Below are 14,408 nucleotides of genomic sequence, written 5' to 3'. Positions count from 1 at the left end.
CCACCTATCAACGTAAAGAGTAATGGCTATGGATGACCGTGGTTTGAATGATGCTGCAATCTTGCTCATGTCCCTGGGCGAGGAAGAGGCGGCCGAGGTGTTTAAGCATCTCTCGCCCAAAGAAGTGCAAAAACTGGGCGAAACCATCGCCCGCATGCGGGGGGTGACCAAAGAGAAAGTCGATTTTGTGGTGGCGCGGTTTACCGACGATTGCGCCTCGCAAAGCTTGCTGGTGGAAGATGCCAGCGATTACGTCAAATCGGTGCTGCGCCGCGCCCTGGGGGACGATAAGGCTTCGCTGCTGCTTGATCGCATCTTGCAAGGCGGTGATGTCTCGGGCATTGAAAGCCTGAAATGGATGGATCCCGTCTCGGTGGCCGAGCTGCTGCGCAATGAGCACCCGCAAATTGTCGCGGCGATTTTGGTGCACCTGGAGTACGAACAATCGGCCGCGGTGTTGATGCAGCTGCCAGAGCGCATGCGCAGCGAGGTGATGCTGCGCGTGGCCACGCTGGAGGGGATCCAGCCCTCGGCCTTGAAAGACTTGAACGAAGTGCTCTACCAAGTGCTGGCCGGTGGCGACAAGATTCGCAAAACTTCGCTGGGCGGCGTGAAAACTGCGGCCGAGATGATGAACTTGCTCGGCGGCAACGCCGATGTGGCGGTGCTGGACACCATCCGCAACTACGACGCGGATTTGGCGCAAAAGATCATGGACAAAATGTTCGTCTTCGACGATCTGGTCAAGCTCGATGGCCCATCGCTGCAGTTGGTGCTGCGCGAAGTGGCCTCCGAGACGCTGATCGTGGCCCTCAAAGGCGGCTCCATGGAAGTGCGCGACAAGATTTTGGCGAATATGTCCAAACGCGCCGCCGAAGCGCTGCGCGAGGATTTGGAAGGCCGGGGCCCGATGCGCCTGTCCGAGGTGGAAGCGCAGCAAAAAGAAGTGCTCAAAATCGTGCGCCGTCTGGCCGACGAGCAGCAAATCACCATCGGTGGTGGTGCCGAAGACGCTTTCGTTTAACAGGAATGCGCCATGGCAAACACGACCAACCATTCAAAAACACGGTTCATCCCCAGCGAAGAGCTGCAAGATCGGCAGGTGCGCTTATGGCGCTTTGGCGATGTTGGCCTGGGCACCCCAGGGGGCAGTGTGCTGCCGCCCCTGGACAGTGGCGCTGGCCTGCAGCCGTTGATGCAAGAGGCACCGGCAGAGAGCGCGCTGGAGGATGCGGCATATTTGCCCGAAGCCGACGATGCTGCCGCGCCCGAAGAGGCCGAGCCTGCCGCACCGGCGCTAGATGAAGAGGCTTTGCAGCAGTTGCTGGAGCAAGCACGCCAAGAAGGCTTTGCACAAGGCTTGGAGCAAGGCCTGCAACAAGCAGGCCAAGAGTGGCAGCAGCGCATGCAGGACTACCAAAACAACCAAGGGCGTGAGCAAGGCCAGCGCCTGAGCGAAATTGTCCATCAAGCGCAAAACGGCATTCAGGGCTTGCAGCAGCAGGTCGCACCCGATTTGCTGCAACTGGCGTGCGACATTGCCCGCCAAGTGGTGCGCCAGGAATTGCGCACCAACCCCCAAGCCTTGATGCCCGTGCTACGCGAAGCCTTGGACATGTTGGGCGCAGAAACCAAGCCCGCCACCGTGCGCCTGCACCCGCAGGACTGGCAGGTGCTGGAGCCGCATATTCGCGCCGCCATGCCCAATCCAAAAGTTGAATGGCTGCAAGATGCCAGCGTGCCCCTGGGCGGCTGCTTGGTGGAAAGCCAAGGGGCCCAGGTCGATGGCAGCCTGGAAAAACGTTGGCAGCGGGCCGTGGCGGCCCTGGGCCTGGTCTCTACCTGGTACGAGGGGGCCCCCCATGGCTGAATTGGCCCAGCAGCTGCAAGCCATGCTGCAGCAAGGCAGTGCGCGGCTGAAGCAGCCTTTGCCGCTGCCCCACCACGGCACCTTGACGCGGCTGACCGGCCTAGTGCTGGAATCCTCAGGCCTGCGCGCACCGGTCGGGGCGCAATGCCATTTGCAAATGCCAGGGCAAGAGCCGGTGTTGGCGGAAGTGGTTGGTTTTGCGGGCGATCGGGCATTTTTAATGCCTGCGGGCGATATCCAAGGCCTGTCGTGTGGCGCAACGGTGACGGCGGCACCGCCGTTTATTCCCCCGCTCCAATTGGGCGACACCCAGGTGCCGGACATGGCCACCGGTGTGCTGCGTTTACCGATTGGCGATGGTTTGCTGGGCCGGGTGGTCGATTCCCAAGGCATCGCCCTGGACCATGGCGGTGATTTACAGAATGTGCAAGCCATGGAGCTGGAGCGCGAGCCGCTCAATGCCATGGAACGCGCCCCGGTGCGCGAAAGCCTGGATACCGGCGTGCGCGCCATCAACAGCCTGCTCACCGTGGGGCGCGGCCAGCGGCTGGGCTTGTTTGCCGGTTCTGGGGTGGGCAAATCGGTGCTGCTGGGCATGATGGCCCGCTACACCCAGGCCGACATCATCGTCGTTGGCCTGATTGGCGAACGCGGCCGCGAGGTCAAAGAGTTTGTGGAGGACATCCTCGGCGCCCAAGACCGCAGCCGCGCGGTGGTCGTCGCCGCCCCTGCGGATGCCCCACCGCTGCTGCGCATGCAAGGGGCCAGCTATGCCACGGCAATTGCCGAGTACTTCCGCGACCAAGGCAAGCACGTGCTACTGCTCATGGATTCGCTCACCCGCTATGCCCAGGCCCAGCGCGAAATTGCCCTGGCCATTGGCGAGCCACCGGCCACCAAAGGCTATCCCCCATCGTGCTTTGCCAAGCTGCCCGCGCTGGTCGAGCGCAGCGGCAATGGCTTGAATGGCGTGGGCTCCATCACGGCGTTCTATACCGTGCTGTCGGAGGGCGACGACCAGCAAGACCCAATTGCCGATGCTTCGCGGGCGATTTTGGACGGGCACTTTGTGCTCTCGCGCGCCCTGGCCGAGCAGGGGCATTACCCGGCGATTGACATTGAGCAATCGGCCTCGCGGGTGATGCACAACGTGGTCTCACGTGAGCATTTTGAGTTAGCTAGGCGCTTTAGGGCCGTCTATTCGTGCTATCAGAAAAGCAAAGATTTGATACAAGTAGGGGCGTATGTGAATGGCTCGGATCCGCAAGTAGACGAAGCCATTCGCTTGCAACCAAATATGAGCAAATTTCTCCAACAGACCATGTTTGAAGCTGCGCCCATGGAGCAAAGCGTGGCAGACATGCAGGCCGTCCTGGGTACGGCTGCTTAACACAAAGAAAACCAAGGAAAGGGGTGGTTATGTCTGCATTGAATGCCTTGATGGTGGCCATTGAGTTGGCTACGCGCAAGCGTGACGAAGCCCGCCAGCTGTTGCGCCAGCGCCAGCAATCTCTGGCTGCCGCCCAGGAGCAAATGCAGCAGCTGCAGTCCTACCAAGCCGAAATGCAGCAGCGCTGGGGGGCCCACGAGGGGGCCCAGCTCAAACCCGAGGTGATGTACCACCACCACCAATTTATGCAGCGTCTGCAGCACGCCATTGAGCTGCAAACCAAAGTGCTGCGCGACCAAGAGCTGCGCCTGCAGGCGGCCCAACAAGCCCTGATGAATACCGAGCTGCGCCTCACCAGTTTGCAAAAAGTAGTGCAGATGCGGCGCAAGGACATGGCATTAGCACAACAAAGACGCGAACAAAAGCAGACAGATGAGCGTGCAGCGCTACAGTTTATTGGCCGTACCTTCGGCATGCAGTTTCAGGAGGCTTAAGCCATGGCAGTGACCACTTCGGCATCGATTGCCCCGCCGCCCGGCCTGGCCAAACCAGGGGCCAGCGGGGCCGCAAAAAAAGAGGCCGACCATGACTTGGCCACCCTGCCCTTTGGGCAGCTGCTCCAAGGCCTGGCAGACGACCCCCAGGCAGAGGCCCACAGTGCGCTGGCCGCCTTAGCCCAGCTGGCCGCCGCAACCCCAGGGGCTAAAGAATCCGCACTAGATTCGGAGGCGCTGAACGCCGAAGCTGCAGGGCTGCTCCCCGGTGCCGTACTGGGTTTGGAGCATCTGCAAACCTTGGTGGGGCAAACCTTGCGTTTGGATACCCAGGCCGATCGGCTGCAGCGCGAGGGCAGCAGCACCCCGTTGCCCTCGGCATTGCTGCCTGCGCAGTCCGCTATGGCCAAAGCGCTGGCAAGCGGCGAAACCCCGGCCGTGGCTTTGGGCGTTCAGTCGGCTGGCACCAACCCTCTTGCTGCCGGGCAGGCGCTTGTTGTTGATGCGCAGCAGGGGCAGATGGAGGCTGCGGCCGAAGATGCCCAAAGCCTGCTGGGCACTGCCCAGGCCGAGCCCGAAGTCGATACCAGCGCGGGCAAATTGCTGTTGCAAACAGGAGTATGGCAATTGGTCAGCCCCAGCGCCGCCGCGCCAGCGGCAGCCCTATTGGGGCACATGGGCCAATGGGCCACCCAATGGCTGGGCAGCGCCGGTGGTGGTGGCGTGGCCGGGAAAAATTCTGAATCAGCCAATGGGTCAAAAAATACCGTGGGGCTGGAAGCCCTGCTGAGCGGGGGAGGAACTGGGCAGCGCCTGACCGAGCAAGCCGTCCAAGCCAGCACCGCCAGTCAAAATGCCCAAAACAACCCGGCCCCAGAACCGCAGGCACAAGAGAATTTGCGCTTTTGGCTGCAAGGTGATCAGCAGCGCGGCGAAGTGGTAGTGCAGCGCGACGGCAAGCCTTTGCGCGTGCAAGTGCAGATGCGGGGCAATCAAGCGCATGTAGTGTTTCGCAGCGACGAGGCCGAAGTGCGCACCCAACTGGATGCTGGCTTGGCGCAATTGGGCGATTTGCTGGCCCAGCAGGGGCTGGCCTTGGCCGGTGCCCAGGTTCAGCCAGAGGCCCAGCCGGGGCAGTCGCACAATGCCGCCTCTTACGAAGGCCAGGCACACCAAGGCCGCGTACAAGTGGCAGCGTCTGCGGTGGCCGTGGCAGCTGAAAACGCCAATACCGGCCAGCCCAGCGGGCCAGGGCAGCTCAACGTTTATGTGTAGACAATCGCTGCTGCGCACGGCCGATGGCGGAAAATCATTTCTGTTTTAGGTGCTTATTCCGTGCAGAGCTTTGGACTAATTTGGCTATGATTTGTCACCTTGGTAGTAAATAGAGAGAATCCGCCCCTTATGGGTAAAACACCGATCGTGTTCCTTGAGAGGAATGGATCGGTTTCAAGAAGGAACCAACGTGGCCGCCTCTGGAGCAGCAACCGGTGATCAACCACCGGTAAAAAGTAAGAAAAAGTTAGTCATCATCATCCTTGCCGTTGTGGTGCTGCTGGTTGCAGCGGCAGGGGCTTTTTTGGTTCTGAATCAACGCAAGAATGAAGCCGACGAGGATGCCAAAGCGGCCGTGGTGGTGGTTCCTACCTTTTTGCCCTTGGAAAACTTGGTGGTCAATTTGTCCGATCCAGGGGGCGATCGCTTTATTCAGTTGGGCATCACCCTGGAATTGCGCGATGAAAAAGTGGCGGAACAGGTCAAACAATACATGCCCAGCATTCGCGATGCGATTTTGCGCCTGGTGTCGCAGCACACTGCGGAAGACTTGCTGGGCCGCGAAGGCAAAGAGCAGCTCGCGCTTGCCATCCGCAAAGAGGTCGCCCGCCCGCTGACGGGCGAGACCAGGCGCAGCCGTGTGCAGGATGATGAAGACGGTTTTGAAGACGATGCGCCACGCCGCAAACCGGCTGAGCCGGTGCGCCGCGTGCTGTTTTCCAGCTTCATCATCCAGTAATTTAAGACTGGAGTGGTTGCCATGAGTGATTCTTTCCTGTCGCAAGAAGAAGTCGATGCCCTCTTGGAAGGGGTGACGGGCGAGAGCCAAAAAACCGATGTTGCCGAGGCGGAAGAAGGTGCGTTTCGCAATTACGACATTTCCAGCCAAGAGCGCATTGTGCGCGGTCGGATGCCGACGATGGAAATCGTCAATGAGCGTTTTGCCCGCAACTTCCGCATCGGCCTGTTTAACTTTATTCGGCGCAGCCCCGAGGTATCGGTGGGCAACGTCAGCGTGCAACGCTACAGCGCCTTTTTGCGGCGTTTGGCGGTGCCGACCAACTTTAATATTGTTGGCATTCGACCTCTGCGCGGTAACGGCTTGGTGGTGTGCGATCCGTCGCTGGTGTTTGGCATTATTGACACCTTGTACGGTGGCGCTGGCCGTTTGCAAACCCGGATTGAGGGGCGTGATTTTTCTGCGACTGAGCAGCGCGTGATCAACCGCCTGGTCGATGTCATCAGCGAGGAATACAAAAAGGCCTGGAATGGTATTTACCCATTAGAACTGGCCTACCAGCGCTCGGAAATGCAGCCGCAGTTTGCCAACATTGCCACGCCCAGCGAGATTGTGGTGTCCACCTCGTTTCAGCTGGAAATTGGCGATGTCTCGGGCGCAATCCATATTTGCATGCCCTATGCCACGATGGAGCCGATTCGCGATATTTTGTATTCCTCCACCCAGGGCGACTCGATGGAGGTCGATCGTCGCTGGGTGAAGGTACTGACCCGCGAAATTCAGTCGGCGGAGGTGACCTTGGTGGCTGAGCTGGCCCGCACCGACGCATCGGTGGAGCAACTCTTGGCGATGAAACCGGGTGACTTTATTGAGTTAGTGCGGGAGCCGCGCATTCGCGCCTCGATTGGCGGGGTTCCTGTGTTCGAATGCCAATATGGCACGCACAATAACAAATACGCAATTCGCATTGAGCAGTGCTTGCGCAGTGTTGAGTCCAATTGGACCGGAGAGAAATAATGGCGATAGACCAGAATAACGAAGCACCAGGTGGCGATGATCCATTTTCGGATTGGGCCGAAGCCCTGGAAGAGCAAAAACAGGTCGATGGCACCCCCGCACCGTTGGACAGCGAGCAAGGCGGTCCTTTAACCGGCAAACCCAGCAGCGCCTATGCGCCCACTGGCACAGAAGTGCCGGTAAACGATATCAACATGGTGCTGGACATTCCAGTGCAGTTGTCCGTCGAGCTGGGACGCACGAAAGTGCCAATCAAATACATCTTGCAACTGGCCCAAGGCTCGGTGGTGGAGCTGGACGCTTTGGCCGGCGAGCCCATGGATGTGCTGGTCAATGGCTACCTCATTGCCCAGGGGGAAGTGGTGGTGGTGAACGACAAATTCGGTATCCGCCTGACCGACGTGGTCACCCCCTCGGAGCGCCTGCGGCGCGTCAGCCGTGGCTGATGCCAGCAGTTTGAGCACCTCTCTTTTGGCTTTAGCGGCCATGGTGGTCGCCATGGCCGCTTTGCCGTGGGGGCTGCGCCGCTGGCAGCAGCGCAACCAGATGGCGCGCGGGGTGGTGCAGGCCCAGATTCAGGTGCTGGGGGCCCTGGCCGTGGGGCCGGGGCAGCGCATTGTGACGGTGCAAGTACAGCGCAATGAGCAGACGACGTGTTTGGTTCTGGGGGTGACGGCGCACAATATTCAGTGTCTGCACGTCCTGGGAGAGTCAGCGCAATCGGCCTCTTTAACGCCTGAAACCATTACCCCATCAGCGCAGAGTGCTACTCATTTTGCGCAAACCCTGGTGGCCGAGCAGGGCAAGGATTCGTGATGCGTGGAGCCAGGCTTTTACTGCTGGCCGCCAGCTTGCTGCCTGCACTGGTCGGTGCCCAAGAGGCCCCAAGCCTGCCCTTGATGGTGGGCAGTGGGCCCAACAACAGCTTTTCTGTTCCGATTCAAACGCTGCTGTTTTTTACCGCGCTGTCGTTTTTGCCGGCCGTGTTGTTGATGATGACGGGGTTCACCCGCATCGTGATTGTGTTGAGCCTGATGCGCCAGGCGCTGGGAACCCAATCGTCGCCCCCCAACCAGGTGGTGATTGGCCTGTCGTTGTTCCTGACTTTGTTTGTCATGGGGCCGACGCTGGACCGGGTGTATGCCGAGGCGTACAAGCCCTACAGCGAAGGCAGCCTGACTTTTGAGCAGGCATTGCCCCGGGCCGAGGCACCCATGCGGGCCTTCATGATCCGCCAAACGCGCCAGTCCGATTACGCTTTGTTTGCCCGCTTGGCCAAGCTGCCCGAAGGCACGCAAATTGAAGAAGCCCCGTTTCGCGTGGTCGTGCCATCGTTTGTGATCAGTGAGTTGAAAACGGCTTTTCAAATCGGCTTCATGATTTTTATCCCGTTTTTGGTCATCGACATGGTGGTCTCCTCGGTGCTGATGTCCTTGGGGATGATGATGCTCTCACCGGTGCTGGTGGCGCTGCCCTTCAAGCTCATGCTGTTTGTGCTGGCCGATGGCTGGAATTTGCTGGTCGGGTCGCTGGCAGCCAGTTTTGCCACCTAGCCAAGGAGTGCTGCCATGAATGCACAAGCCGTTTTAACCTTTGCCCAAGAAGCGCTGTTGCTACTGCTGACGGTTTCGCTGCCGGTGCTTTTGACGGTGATGGTGGTGGGGCTGGTGGTGAGTATTTTCCAGGCCGTCACCCAGATCAACGAAAGCACCCTGTCGTTTGTGCCCAAGATGGTGGCGGCGGTGGTCGTGTTTGCGGTGGCCGGGCCGTGGATGATCAGCACCATTGTTGATTTCATTCGACGCACGTTTGAAAACATCCCCACGGCGCTGGGCTAACCGCCAGCGTGCCAGGCAGCTGCCCGTGATTGGATTTTCCGAAGCGCAAATTATGGCGTGGCTCTCGCCCGTCATTTGGCCGTTTTTGCGCATCTTGGCTTTGTTCTCGGTAGCTCCCGTGTTTTCACAGCGGGCCATCCCGATGCGCTACAAGGTGGGCATGGCCTTGGTGATTGCCCTGGGGGCCCAGGCCACGTTGGCCAACCAGCCCGTGATTGCCGTCAATGACCCACGGGCGGTGGTGGTGGCCATTCAGCAAGTGGGCATTGGCCTGTCAGTCGGTTTTGCCGCGCGGCTGATCATTGCCTCCCTGGAAATGGCGGGCGAGGCCATTGGGCTGCAAATGGGGCTGAATTTTGCGTCCTTTTTCGATCCCGTCAGCGGGGGGCAATTAAGTGCCGTCTCGCGCTTTTTAGTGCAAACCTTCACCTTGTTTTTTATTGTGGTGAATGGCCATATTTTTGTCTTGCTGGCCGTGATCAAAAGCTTTGAAGCCTTTCCGGTGGATGGGCACTTTCTCGATGCCGTCGCCCAAATGCGCTTGCATGAACTGGGCAGCGCCTTGTTTTCCAGTGCCTTGTGGCTGGCCTTGCCCATGATGGCGCTGCTGCTGTTTGTGAACTTGACCATGGGGGTGATCACCCGTATTGCGCCGCAAATGAATATTTTTGCGGTGGGTTTTCCCATCACTTTAACGCTGGGCATGATCGGCATTACCGCGACGTTGCCCGTCATGGAGCAGCCATTTTTTCGCCTGCTGGAGCAGGTGTTTGCGGTGTTTGGTGTATAAATAAAGAGCGCTTAGCGCACTGTTTAAAACAAAAATTAATTAAAACAGCCTAAAAATAAATAACAACAAGCGGTCAATGCTCTGATTATTGATATTTCTGGGCTTACACCAGATTGTTGCGGATGGCGTACACCGTCAGCTCAGCATTGTTCGTCAGCTGCAGTTTTTCTAGCACCCGGGCCCGGTAAACGCTAACCGTTTTGGGGCTAAGCATCAGCTCTTGTGCAATATCTGTCAGTCGTTTGCCGGTGGCGATTTTTTGCAATGTCTGCATTTCACGCTCAGACAAGCTGGCGTGGGGCGCTTGGTCGATGGGGTGCGCCAGGCTCTGGGCCAGCATTTGCGCCACCTCCTGCGTGAGGTATTTGCGCCCGCTGGCCACGGTGCGCACGGCTTCGACCAGTGCCAGGGGATCGCCCGATTTGTTGGCATAGCCCTCAGCCCCCGCTTTGATGCAGCGCAGGGCGTATTGGTCCTCGGGGTACATCGAGACCATCAGCACCCGAATGTGCGGGTGGCTTTCGCGCACGCTGGCCAGCACCTCCAGGCCATTGCGCCCCGGCATGTCAATATCCAGCAGCAGCACTTGGCACGGGGCGCTGCGCAACAGCTCGCGCAGCTCGGTGTAGTTGCCCGCCTCACCGGTCACGCGAATATCGACCGCCTCGGCCAGCGTATCGCAAATGCCGCGGCGCAGCACAGCGTGGTCGTCACACAGTACAACGTGGATCAAGCTCATCTCCTTGGCAGTCTGAACCGGCCAATGGTAGCGAAACGATGATGCTGGTTCCCGCTCCGGGCTGGCTGCTGATGTCCAGCCAGCCGCCCACAGTGCGCGCCCGCTCTGCCAAACCGCGCAGGCCAAAGGCTTTCGATTTTTCTCGGGCTGTTGCACTTATGCCACAGCCATCGTCACGCACCTCCAGGGTGAGGAAGTCGGCATCGCACGCCAGCTCCACGCTCACCTTGGTGGCTTGGGCGTGTTTGCTGATATTGGTCAGCGCCTCTTGCGCCGTGCGGTAGGCCACCACTTGCAGCGCTGCGGGCACCTGCATCTGCGGGTTTTGGCACACCCAGCGCACTGGCAGTTGTGTGCGCTGGGAAAAATTTTGCGTCAGCCAGTGCACCGCCGCTACCAACCCCTGGTCCAGCACGGGGGGACGCAGATTCATCATGATGCGCTGGCTGGCTCCCAGGGCGTGCTGCAGCATCTCCAGGGCCGCCTGGCCATGCTCGGCCACCCCGGCGGCGTTGTGCGCATTGCGCACCATCCACGACACATCAAACTTCACAGCCGTGAGGGCACCGCCAATGTCGTCATGAATTTCACGAGCAATACCCGCACGCTCTTGCTCAATAGATGACTGTAAATGCTCTGTTAATGCGGCCAACTGTGCGCGAGATGCTTCTAAATCTTGCAGTGCCTGGGCTTTGGCCCGGCGCGTTTCGGCCATCTCCAGGGCGCGGGCCAAGACGTGGGGCAGGCGCACGATGGCATCTTTCAAAACATAGTCTGCCAGCCCTTGCTGGATCGCCTCCACCGCCGCCGTCTCACCAATGGCCCCCGAGAGCAAGATAAATGGGGTGTCCCGTGCCTGGGCCTGCTGCTGCAGGGCCTGCCATGCATCCAGGGCCGTAAAGCCAGGCAGGTAGTAATCGGCAATCACAGCATCGAATACCTTGGTACTAACCTCAGTAGTGAAATCCTGCAGATTGTCCGTCCAGTGGATGTTGCAGACTATCCCCGCTTGGCGCAGACAATGCCGCAGCAGCTTGTGATCGGCCACGCAGTCCTCCAAGTGCAACAACTGCAATGTGCAGGACGTAGAAGAATTCGACGGCGGGGACGCTATCATTAGAGACATTTTGAAATAGTTGGACAAAACTAAATTGCTAAATGGAACACACTATTGTGCTGCCTAGATGAAAGAAGAAGGATCGGCAACCATGATCCCTAACCACGGAGAAGTCATGCAGGAAACACAAACGCCACCCACTGAGCCTGTGGTTCAGGTGCCGGTCATGGTGGCGGCCGAATTGCAAGATTCCTTGTTGGTCGTTATGCGTGATTTACAGCGCTTGGTCGGTCTTTTAGACCATGCCACAAGCAACTTGATGGCGCGGTTTTCCGAGGCCAACGGCCTGCTTAACGACGGCGTAGAGCTTGGCTCCAATACCGCTGAACTTGAAGCGGCACGCACGGCCCTGCGCAGTGCGGTGACGGAGTTGCAATTTCACGACATGGCCACCCAGCTCATTTGGCACACCTCGCAGGTCCTGCAAGGCTGTGCCTTTCGTCTGTCGGCAGAAACCATGGAACGGGATGAAGATGAGCTAGAGGCACCGATTGAGCCCATTGTTCCTGAGCGTCCCAACCCCGTCACCCAAAGCGAGATGGACGTAGGCTCCATCGAACTGTTTTAATTTTTTAGATAAACAACACCCTCTGCTGGAGTTTGTACATGCACGCAATTCTTACTGTCGATGACTCGCCATCCATGCGAAAAATGGTGTCGTTCACTTTAACCGGCGCAGGTTACAAAGTGATCGAAGCGGTCGATGGCGTAGATGCCTTGGAAAAGGCCCAAGCACACCCCTTCGCTCTGGTTTTGGCCGACCAGAATATGCCCCGGCTCGATGGCATTGGGCTGACCAAAAAACTGCGCGAAGACCCGCGCTTTAAGCAAGTGCCGATTCTGATTTTGACCACCGAATCGAGCGATCAAATGAAGCAAGCTGGCCGTGCAGCAGGTGCCACGGGGTGGCTGGTAAAACCCTTTGACCCCAATCGCTTAATTGAAGTGATTCAAAAAGTTATTCGCTAAGCGCTGCCTAAGAACTGCAGCAGTTAAGGAGTTTGAAGATGGCAGATACCCACGGCAGTGCGGATAGCGATTTTGACCTGACCCAGTTTTACCAGGTCTTTTTTGAAGAGGCAGCCGAAAATCTAGACCAGATGGAGCAAATGCTGCTCAATTTGGATTTAACGCAAGCCAACGATGAAGAGCTCAACGGCATCTTCCGCTGTGCCCACTCGATTAAAGGGGGCTCGGCCACCTTTGGCTTCACCGATGTGGCTGAATTAACCCACAAGATGGAATCGCTCCTCGACCGACTGCGCCGCCATGAAATCACTCCGATTCCAGAAATGGTCGATGCCCTGCTTGAATCGGCCGATGCCTCGCGCAGCTTGTTGGCCCGCCACCAAGCTGGTGGGGCCGGCGAAGCCGTGCCCACCGGGGATTTGGTGCGGCGCATTGTGGATTTGGCCGCAGGCAACCGCCCCAATGCAGCCCCCGCCACGGCAGCAGTGGCGGCACCAGCGCCGCAGGCTCCAGCCCCAATCAAGGTGGCCACAGCGGCACCAGCCCTGACCAATGGCGAGCGCTTGCTGCAGCTGAAAATCGGCCCCGTCGAAAATTTGGAGGCGGTCGATGCCATCAAAGAACTGTTTCGCGATATTCCAGGCCTGGGAAGCATCGAAGACCTGGCGTGTGATCAGCCCCAGCACCGCCTGTTTCAAGTAAAAACACAAGCCACCAACGACGATTTGCTCGACTTGATGGTCTTTCATGTCAGCAAAGAACAAGTCCACATCACCGACCAGGTGGGCGCTGTGCCATCTGCAACGGCCCCGATGGCCATGGGCTTGGCCGATCCCGATGCAGCCTTAATGGAGGCCGATGTCGATCACATTCAGCCTTATGGCTTGTTCGATGGCGCACCGGGCATCCCCGACACTGCGGTCGCCATGCCCTCCGCTGCTGAGACGGATGCCGTAAAAACCGAAGCCCCCAAAGCGGCTGTGCGGGCCAATATGGCGCAGATGGAATCGACCAGCATCCGGGTGGATGTGAAAAAAGTTGATCAGTTGATCAATTTGGCTGGTGAGCTGGTCATTATTCAGGCCATGCTGGCACAAAACAGCCAAACCCTTGATCCCACAGCCAATCAGCAATTGCTCTCTGGTTTAGCTGATTTGGATCGCAACACCCGTGATTTGCAAGAAGCGGTGATGTCGATTCGGATGATTCCGATGTCCACGGTATTTAGCCGCTTCCCGCGCATGCTGCGGGACCTGGCGAATAAATTAGGCAAAAAAATCAACTTGGTCACCCAAGGTGAAGCCACCGAGCTGGACAAAGGTTTGGTTGAAAAAATCACCGACCCGCTGACCCATTTGGTGCGCAACAGCTTGGACCACGGCATTGAGATGCCAGAGGACCGAATCAAAGCCGGCAAGAGCGAACAAGGCACTTTGACACTGTCTGCCGCCCACCAAGGCGGCTCCATTGTGATTGAGGTGCGCGACGATGGCCGTGGCATGAACCGCGAAAAACTCATCCGCAAGGCCCGAGAGCGCGGTATTGATGCCCCGGACACGATGACCGATAACGAGGTCTGGATGCTGATTTTTGCCCCAGGCTTTTCAACTGCCGAGCAGGTGACGGACGTTTCCGGACGCGGTGTTGGCATGGACGTGGTGCGCAAAAACATCGCTGCCTTGAATGGTTCGGTGGAAATTGATTCCGTCGAAGGGGTGGGCATGCGCGTCTCGATCCGCTTGCCACTGACCCTGGCCATCATGGATGGCATGTCGGTGGGCGTGGGCAAGGAGGTATATATCTTGCCGCTGTCCTCGGTGGTCGAATCCTTCCAAGTCAATTCCGCCGATGTCAGCACGGTCACCCAAGGCTCTCAGCTGGTCAAAGTGCGCGATGAATATATGCCGGTTATCGGATTGGAGAAGGTCTTTGCCGTACCGCGCCAACCGGGTGACAAATCCACCAGCGATATTATGGTTGTGATTGAATCGGATGGCAGTCGGGTGGCCTTGTTGGTCGATGAGCTCTTGGGGCAGCACCAAGTGGTTGTGAAAAATCTGGAAAGTAATTATCGTAAGGTTCCAAATATTTCTGGAGCAACTATTTTAGGTGATGGCACCGTTGCCCTTATTTTGGACACCAGTAGTTTGGTGCGTAAATCTCGATAAAT

The 14,408-nt window shown here is 58.2% G+C and carries 17 protein-coding genes; 15 read left to right on the top strand and 2 right to left on the bottom strand.

Annotated features, from left to right (window positions below; genetic code table 11):
• The first annotated feature begins 28 nt into the window (after positions 1 to 28).
• From fliG to fliR, 12 genes are all read left to right on the top strand, one after another.
• On the top strand, positions 29 to 1,024 hold the full coding sequence (fliG, locus tag J1777_RS04255) for a flagellar motor switch protein FliG (protein ID WP_207574599.1): 996 nt from the start codon (positions 29 to 31) through the stop codon (positions 1,022 to 1,024).
• Between the two features lie 12 nt (positions 1,025 to 1,036).
• Positions 1,037 to 1,870 (top strand): FliH/SctL family protein, encoded by an 834-nt coding sequence (locus J1777_RS04250; RefSeq protein ID WP_207574598.1) that lies wholly within the window; start codon positions 1,037 to 1,039, stop codon positions 1,868 to 1,870.
• Positions 1,863 to 3,260 carry a flagellar protein export ATPase FliI gene (gene fliI, locus J1777_RS04245; RefSeq protein ID WP_207574597.1) on the top strand — a complete coding sequence of 466 codons (1,398 nt, stop codon included), beginning with the start codon at positions 1,863 to 1,865 and terminating at the stop codon, positions 3,258 to 3,260. Before J1777_RS04250 ends, fliI begins: the two co-directional genes overlap by 8 nt.
• A 29-nt stretch (positions 3,261 to 3,289) precedes the next feature.
• The gene (locus J1777_RS04240) at positions 3,290 to 3,754 is read left to right on the top strand and encodes a flagellar export protein FliJ (protein ID WP_207574596.1); all 465 of its coding nucleotides are present in this window, start codon (positions 3,290 to 3,292) and stop codon (positions 3,752 to 3,754) included.
• A 3-nt stretch (positions 3,755 to 3,757) separates the two neighbouring features.
• Positions 3,758 to 5,029 (top strand): flagellar hook-length control protein FliK, encoded by a 1,272-nt coding sequence (gene fliK, locus J1777_RS04235; RefSeq protein WP_207574595.1) that lies wholly within the window; start codon positions 3,758 to 3,760, stop codon positions 5,027 to 5,029.
• Between the two features lie 163 nt (positions 5,030 to 5,192).
• Positions 5,193 to 5,768, top strand: a complete 576-nt coding sequence (locus J1777_RS04230) for a flagellar basal body-associated FliL family protein (RefSeq protein WP_207574594.1) — start codon at positions 5,193 to 5,195, stop codon at positions 5,766 to 5,768.
• Between the two features lie 21 nt (positions 5,769 to 5,789).
• Positions 5,790 to 6,785 carry a flagellar motor switch protein FliM gene (fliM, locus tag J1777_RS04225; protein WP_207574593.1) on the top strand — a complete coding sequence of 332 codons (996 nt, stop codon included), beginning with the start codon at positions 5,790 to 5,792 and terminating at the stop codon, positions 6,783 to 6,785.
• The gene (fliN, locus tag J1777_RS04220; RefSeq protein ID WP_207574592.1) at positions 6,785 to 7,231 is read left to right on the top strand and encodes a flagellar motor switch protein FliN; all 447 of its coding nucleotides are present in this window, start codon (positions 6,785 to 6,787) and stop codon (positions 7,229 to 7,231) included. Before fliM ends, fliN begins: the two co-directional genes overlap by 1 nt.
• A gap of 10 nt (positions 7,232 to 7,241) precedes the next feature.
• A complete protein-coding gene (locus tag J1777_RS04215) occupies positions 7,242 to 7,601 on the top strand; it encodes a flagellar biosynthetic protein FliO (RefSeq protein WP_242700376.1) in 360 nt (119 codons plus the stop codon).
• Entirely contained in the window at positions 7,601 to 8,338 is a 738-nt protein-coding gene (gene fliP / locus J1777_RS04210; protein ID WP_207574591.1) for a flagellar type III secretion system pore protein FliP, read from the top strand. Before J1777_RS04215 ends, fliP begins: the two co-directional genes overlap by 1 nt.
• A 15-nt stretch (positions 8,339 to 8,353) precedes the next feature.
• Positions 8,354 to 8,623: a flagellar biosynthesis protein FliQ gene (gene fliQ / locus J1777_RS04205; RefSeq protein ID WP_207574590.1), complete on the top strand. Its 270-nt coding sequence runs from the start codon at positions 8,354 to 8,356 to the stop codon at positions 8,621 to 8,623.
• Between the two features lie 25 nt (positions 8,624 to 8,648).
• On the top strand, positions 8,649 to 9,413 hold the full coding sequence (fliR, locus tag J1777_RS04200) for a flagellar biosynthetic protein FliR (RefSeq protein ID WP_207574589.1): 765 nt from the start codon (positions 8,649 to 8,651) through the stop codon (positions 9,411 to 9,413).
• A 103-nt stretch (positions 9,414 to 9,516) separates the two neighbouring features.
• On the opposite strand, the gene J1777_RS04195 is transcribed toward fliR, so the two are convergent.
• Both J1777_RS04195 and J1777_RS04190 read right to left on the bottom strand, forming a co-directional pair.
• Positions 9,517 to 10,146 carry a response regulator gene (locus J1777_RS04195; RefSeq protein WP_207574588.1) on the bottom strand — a complete coding sequence of 210 codons (630 nt, stop codon included), beginning with the start codon at positions 10,144 to 10,146 and terminating at the stop codon, positions 9,517 to 9,519.
• Positions 10,124 to 11,269: a hybrid sensor histidine kinase/response regulator gene (locus J1777_RS04190; protein WP_207574587.1), complete on the bottom strand. Its 1,146-nt coding sequence runs from the start codon at positions 11,267 to 11,269 to the stop codon at positions 10,124 to 10,126. Before J1777_RS04190 ends, J1777_RS04195 begins: the two co-directional genes overlap by 23 nt.
• Positions 11,270 to 11,384: 115 nt before the next feature.
• Here J1777_RS04190 and J1777_RS04185 point away from each other — a divergent pair, with 115 nt between their 5' ends.
• The 3 genes from J1777_RS04185 to J1777_RS04175 are packed head-to-tail and all read left to right on the top strand — an operon-like array spanning position 11,385 to position 14,406.
• Entirely contained in the window at positions 11,385 to 11,837 is a 453-nt protein-coding gene (locus J1777_RS04185; RefSeq protein ID WP_207574642.1) for a hypothetical protein, read from the top strand.
• 38 nt (positions 11,838 to 11,875) lie between these two features.
• A complete protein-coding gene (locus J1777_RS04180) occupies positions 11,876 to 12,238 on the top strand; it encodes a response regulator (RefSeq protein ID WP_207574586.1) in 363 nt (120 codons plus the stop codon).
• 38 nt (positions 12,239 to 12,276) lie between these two features.
• Positions 12,277 to 14,406 carry a chemotaxis protein CheW gene (locus J1777_RS04175; protein WP_207574585.1) on the top strand — a complete coding sequence of 710 codons (2,130 nt, stop codon included), beginning with the start codon at positions 12,277 to 12,279 and terminating at the stop codon, positions 14,404 to 14,406.
• Positions 14,407 to 14,408: the final 2 nt, after the last annotated feature.

This window comes from Comamonas denitrificans, from assembly GCF_017368815.1.
Taxonomy (GTDB): domain Bacteria; phylum Pseudomonadota; class Gammaproteobacteria; order Burkholderiales; family Burkholderiaceae_C; genus Comamonas; species Comamonas denitrificans.
This window is presented reverse-complemented; position numbering and strand designations above follow the sequence as displayed.

What these genes read in the sequence shown, in the direction of transcription:
- J1777_RS04250 (WP_207574598.1), top strand. Translation starts at nt 1,037, where the DNA reads ATGGCAAACACGACCAACCATTCAAAAACACGGTTCATCCCCAGCGAA.
- J1777_RS04180 (WP_207574586.1), top strand. Translation starts at nt 11,876, where the DNA reads ATGCACGCAATTCTTACTGTCGATGACTCGCCATCCATGCGAAAAATG.
- J1777_RS04185 (WP_207574642.1), top strand. Translation starts at nt 11,385, where the DNA reads ATGCAGGAAACACAAACGCCACCCACTGAGCCTGTGGTTCAGGTGCCG.
- J1777_RS04230 (WP_207574594.1), top strand. Translation starts at nt 5,193, where the DNA reads ATGGATCGGTTTCAAGAAGGAACCAACGTGGCCGCCTCTGGAGCAGCA.
- fliM (WP_207574593.1), top strand. Translation starts at nt 5,790, where the DNA reads ATGAGTGATTCTTTCCTGTCGCAAGAAGAAGTCGATGCCCTCTTGGAA.
- J1777_RS04240 (WP_207574596.1), top strand. Translation starts at nt 3,290, where the DNA reads ATGTCTGCATTGAATGCCTTGATGGTGGCCATTGAGTTGGCTACGCGC.
- J1777_RS04190 (WP_207574587.1), bottom strand. Translation starts at nt 11,269, where the DNA reads ATGATAGCGTCCCCGCCGTCGAATTCTTCTACGTCCTGCACATTGCAG.
- fliN (WP_207574592.1), top strand. Translation starts at nt 6,785, where the DNA reads ATGGCGATAGACCAGAATAACGAAGCACCAGGTGGCGATGATCCATTT.
- fliG (WP_207574599.1), top strand. Translation starts at nt 29, where the DNA reads ATGGATGACCGTGGTTTGAATGATGCTGCAATCTTGCTCATGTCCCTG.
- fliI (WP_207574597.1), top strand. Translation starts at nt 1,863, where the DNA reads ATGGCTGAATTGGCCCAGCAGCTGCAAGCCATGCTGCAGCAAGGCAGT.
- fliQ (WP_207574590.1), top strand. Translation starts at nt 8,354, where the DNA reads ATGAATGCACAAGCCGTTTTAACCTTTGCCCAAGAAGCGCTGTTGCTA.
- J1777_RS04175 (WP_207574585.1), top strand. Translation starts at nt 12,277, where the DNA reads ATGGCAGATACCCACGGCAGTGCGGATAGCGATTTTGACCTGACCCAG.
- fliP (WP_207574591.1), top strand. Translation starts at nt 7,601, where the DNA reads ATGCGTGGAGCCAGGCTTTTACTGCTGGCCGCCAGCTTGCTGCCTGCA.
- fliK (WP_207574595.1), top strand. Translation starts at nt 3,758, where the DNA reads ATGGCAGTGACCACTTCGGCATCGATTGCCCCGCCGCCCGGCCTGGCC.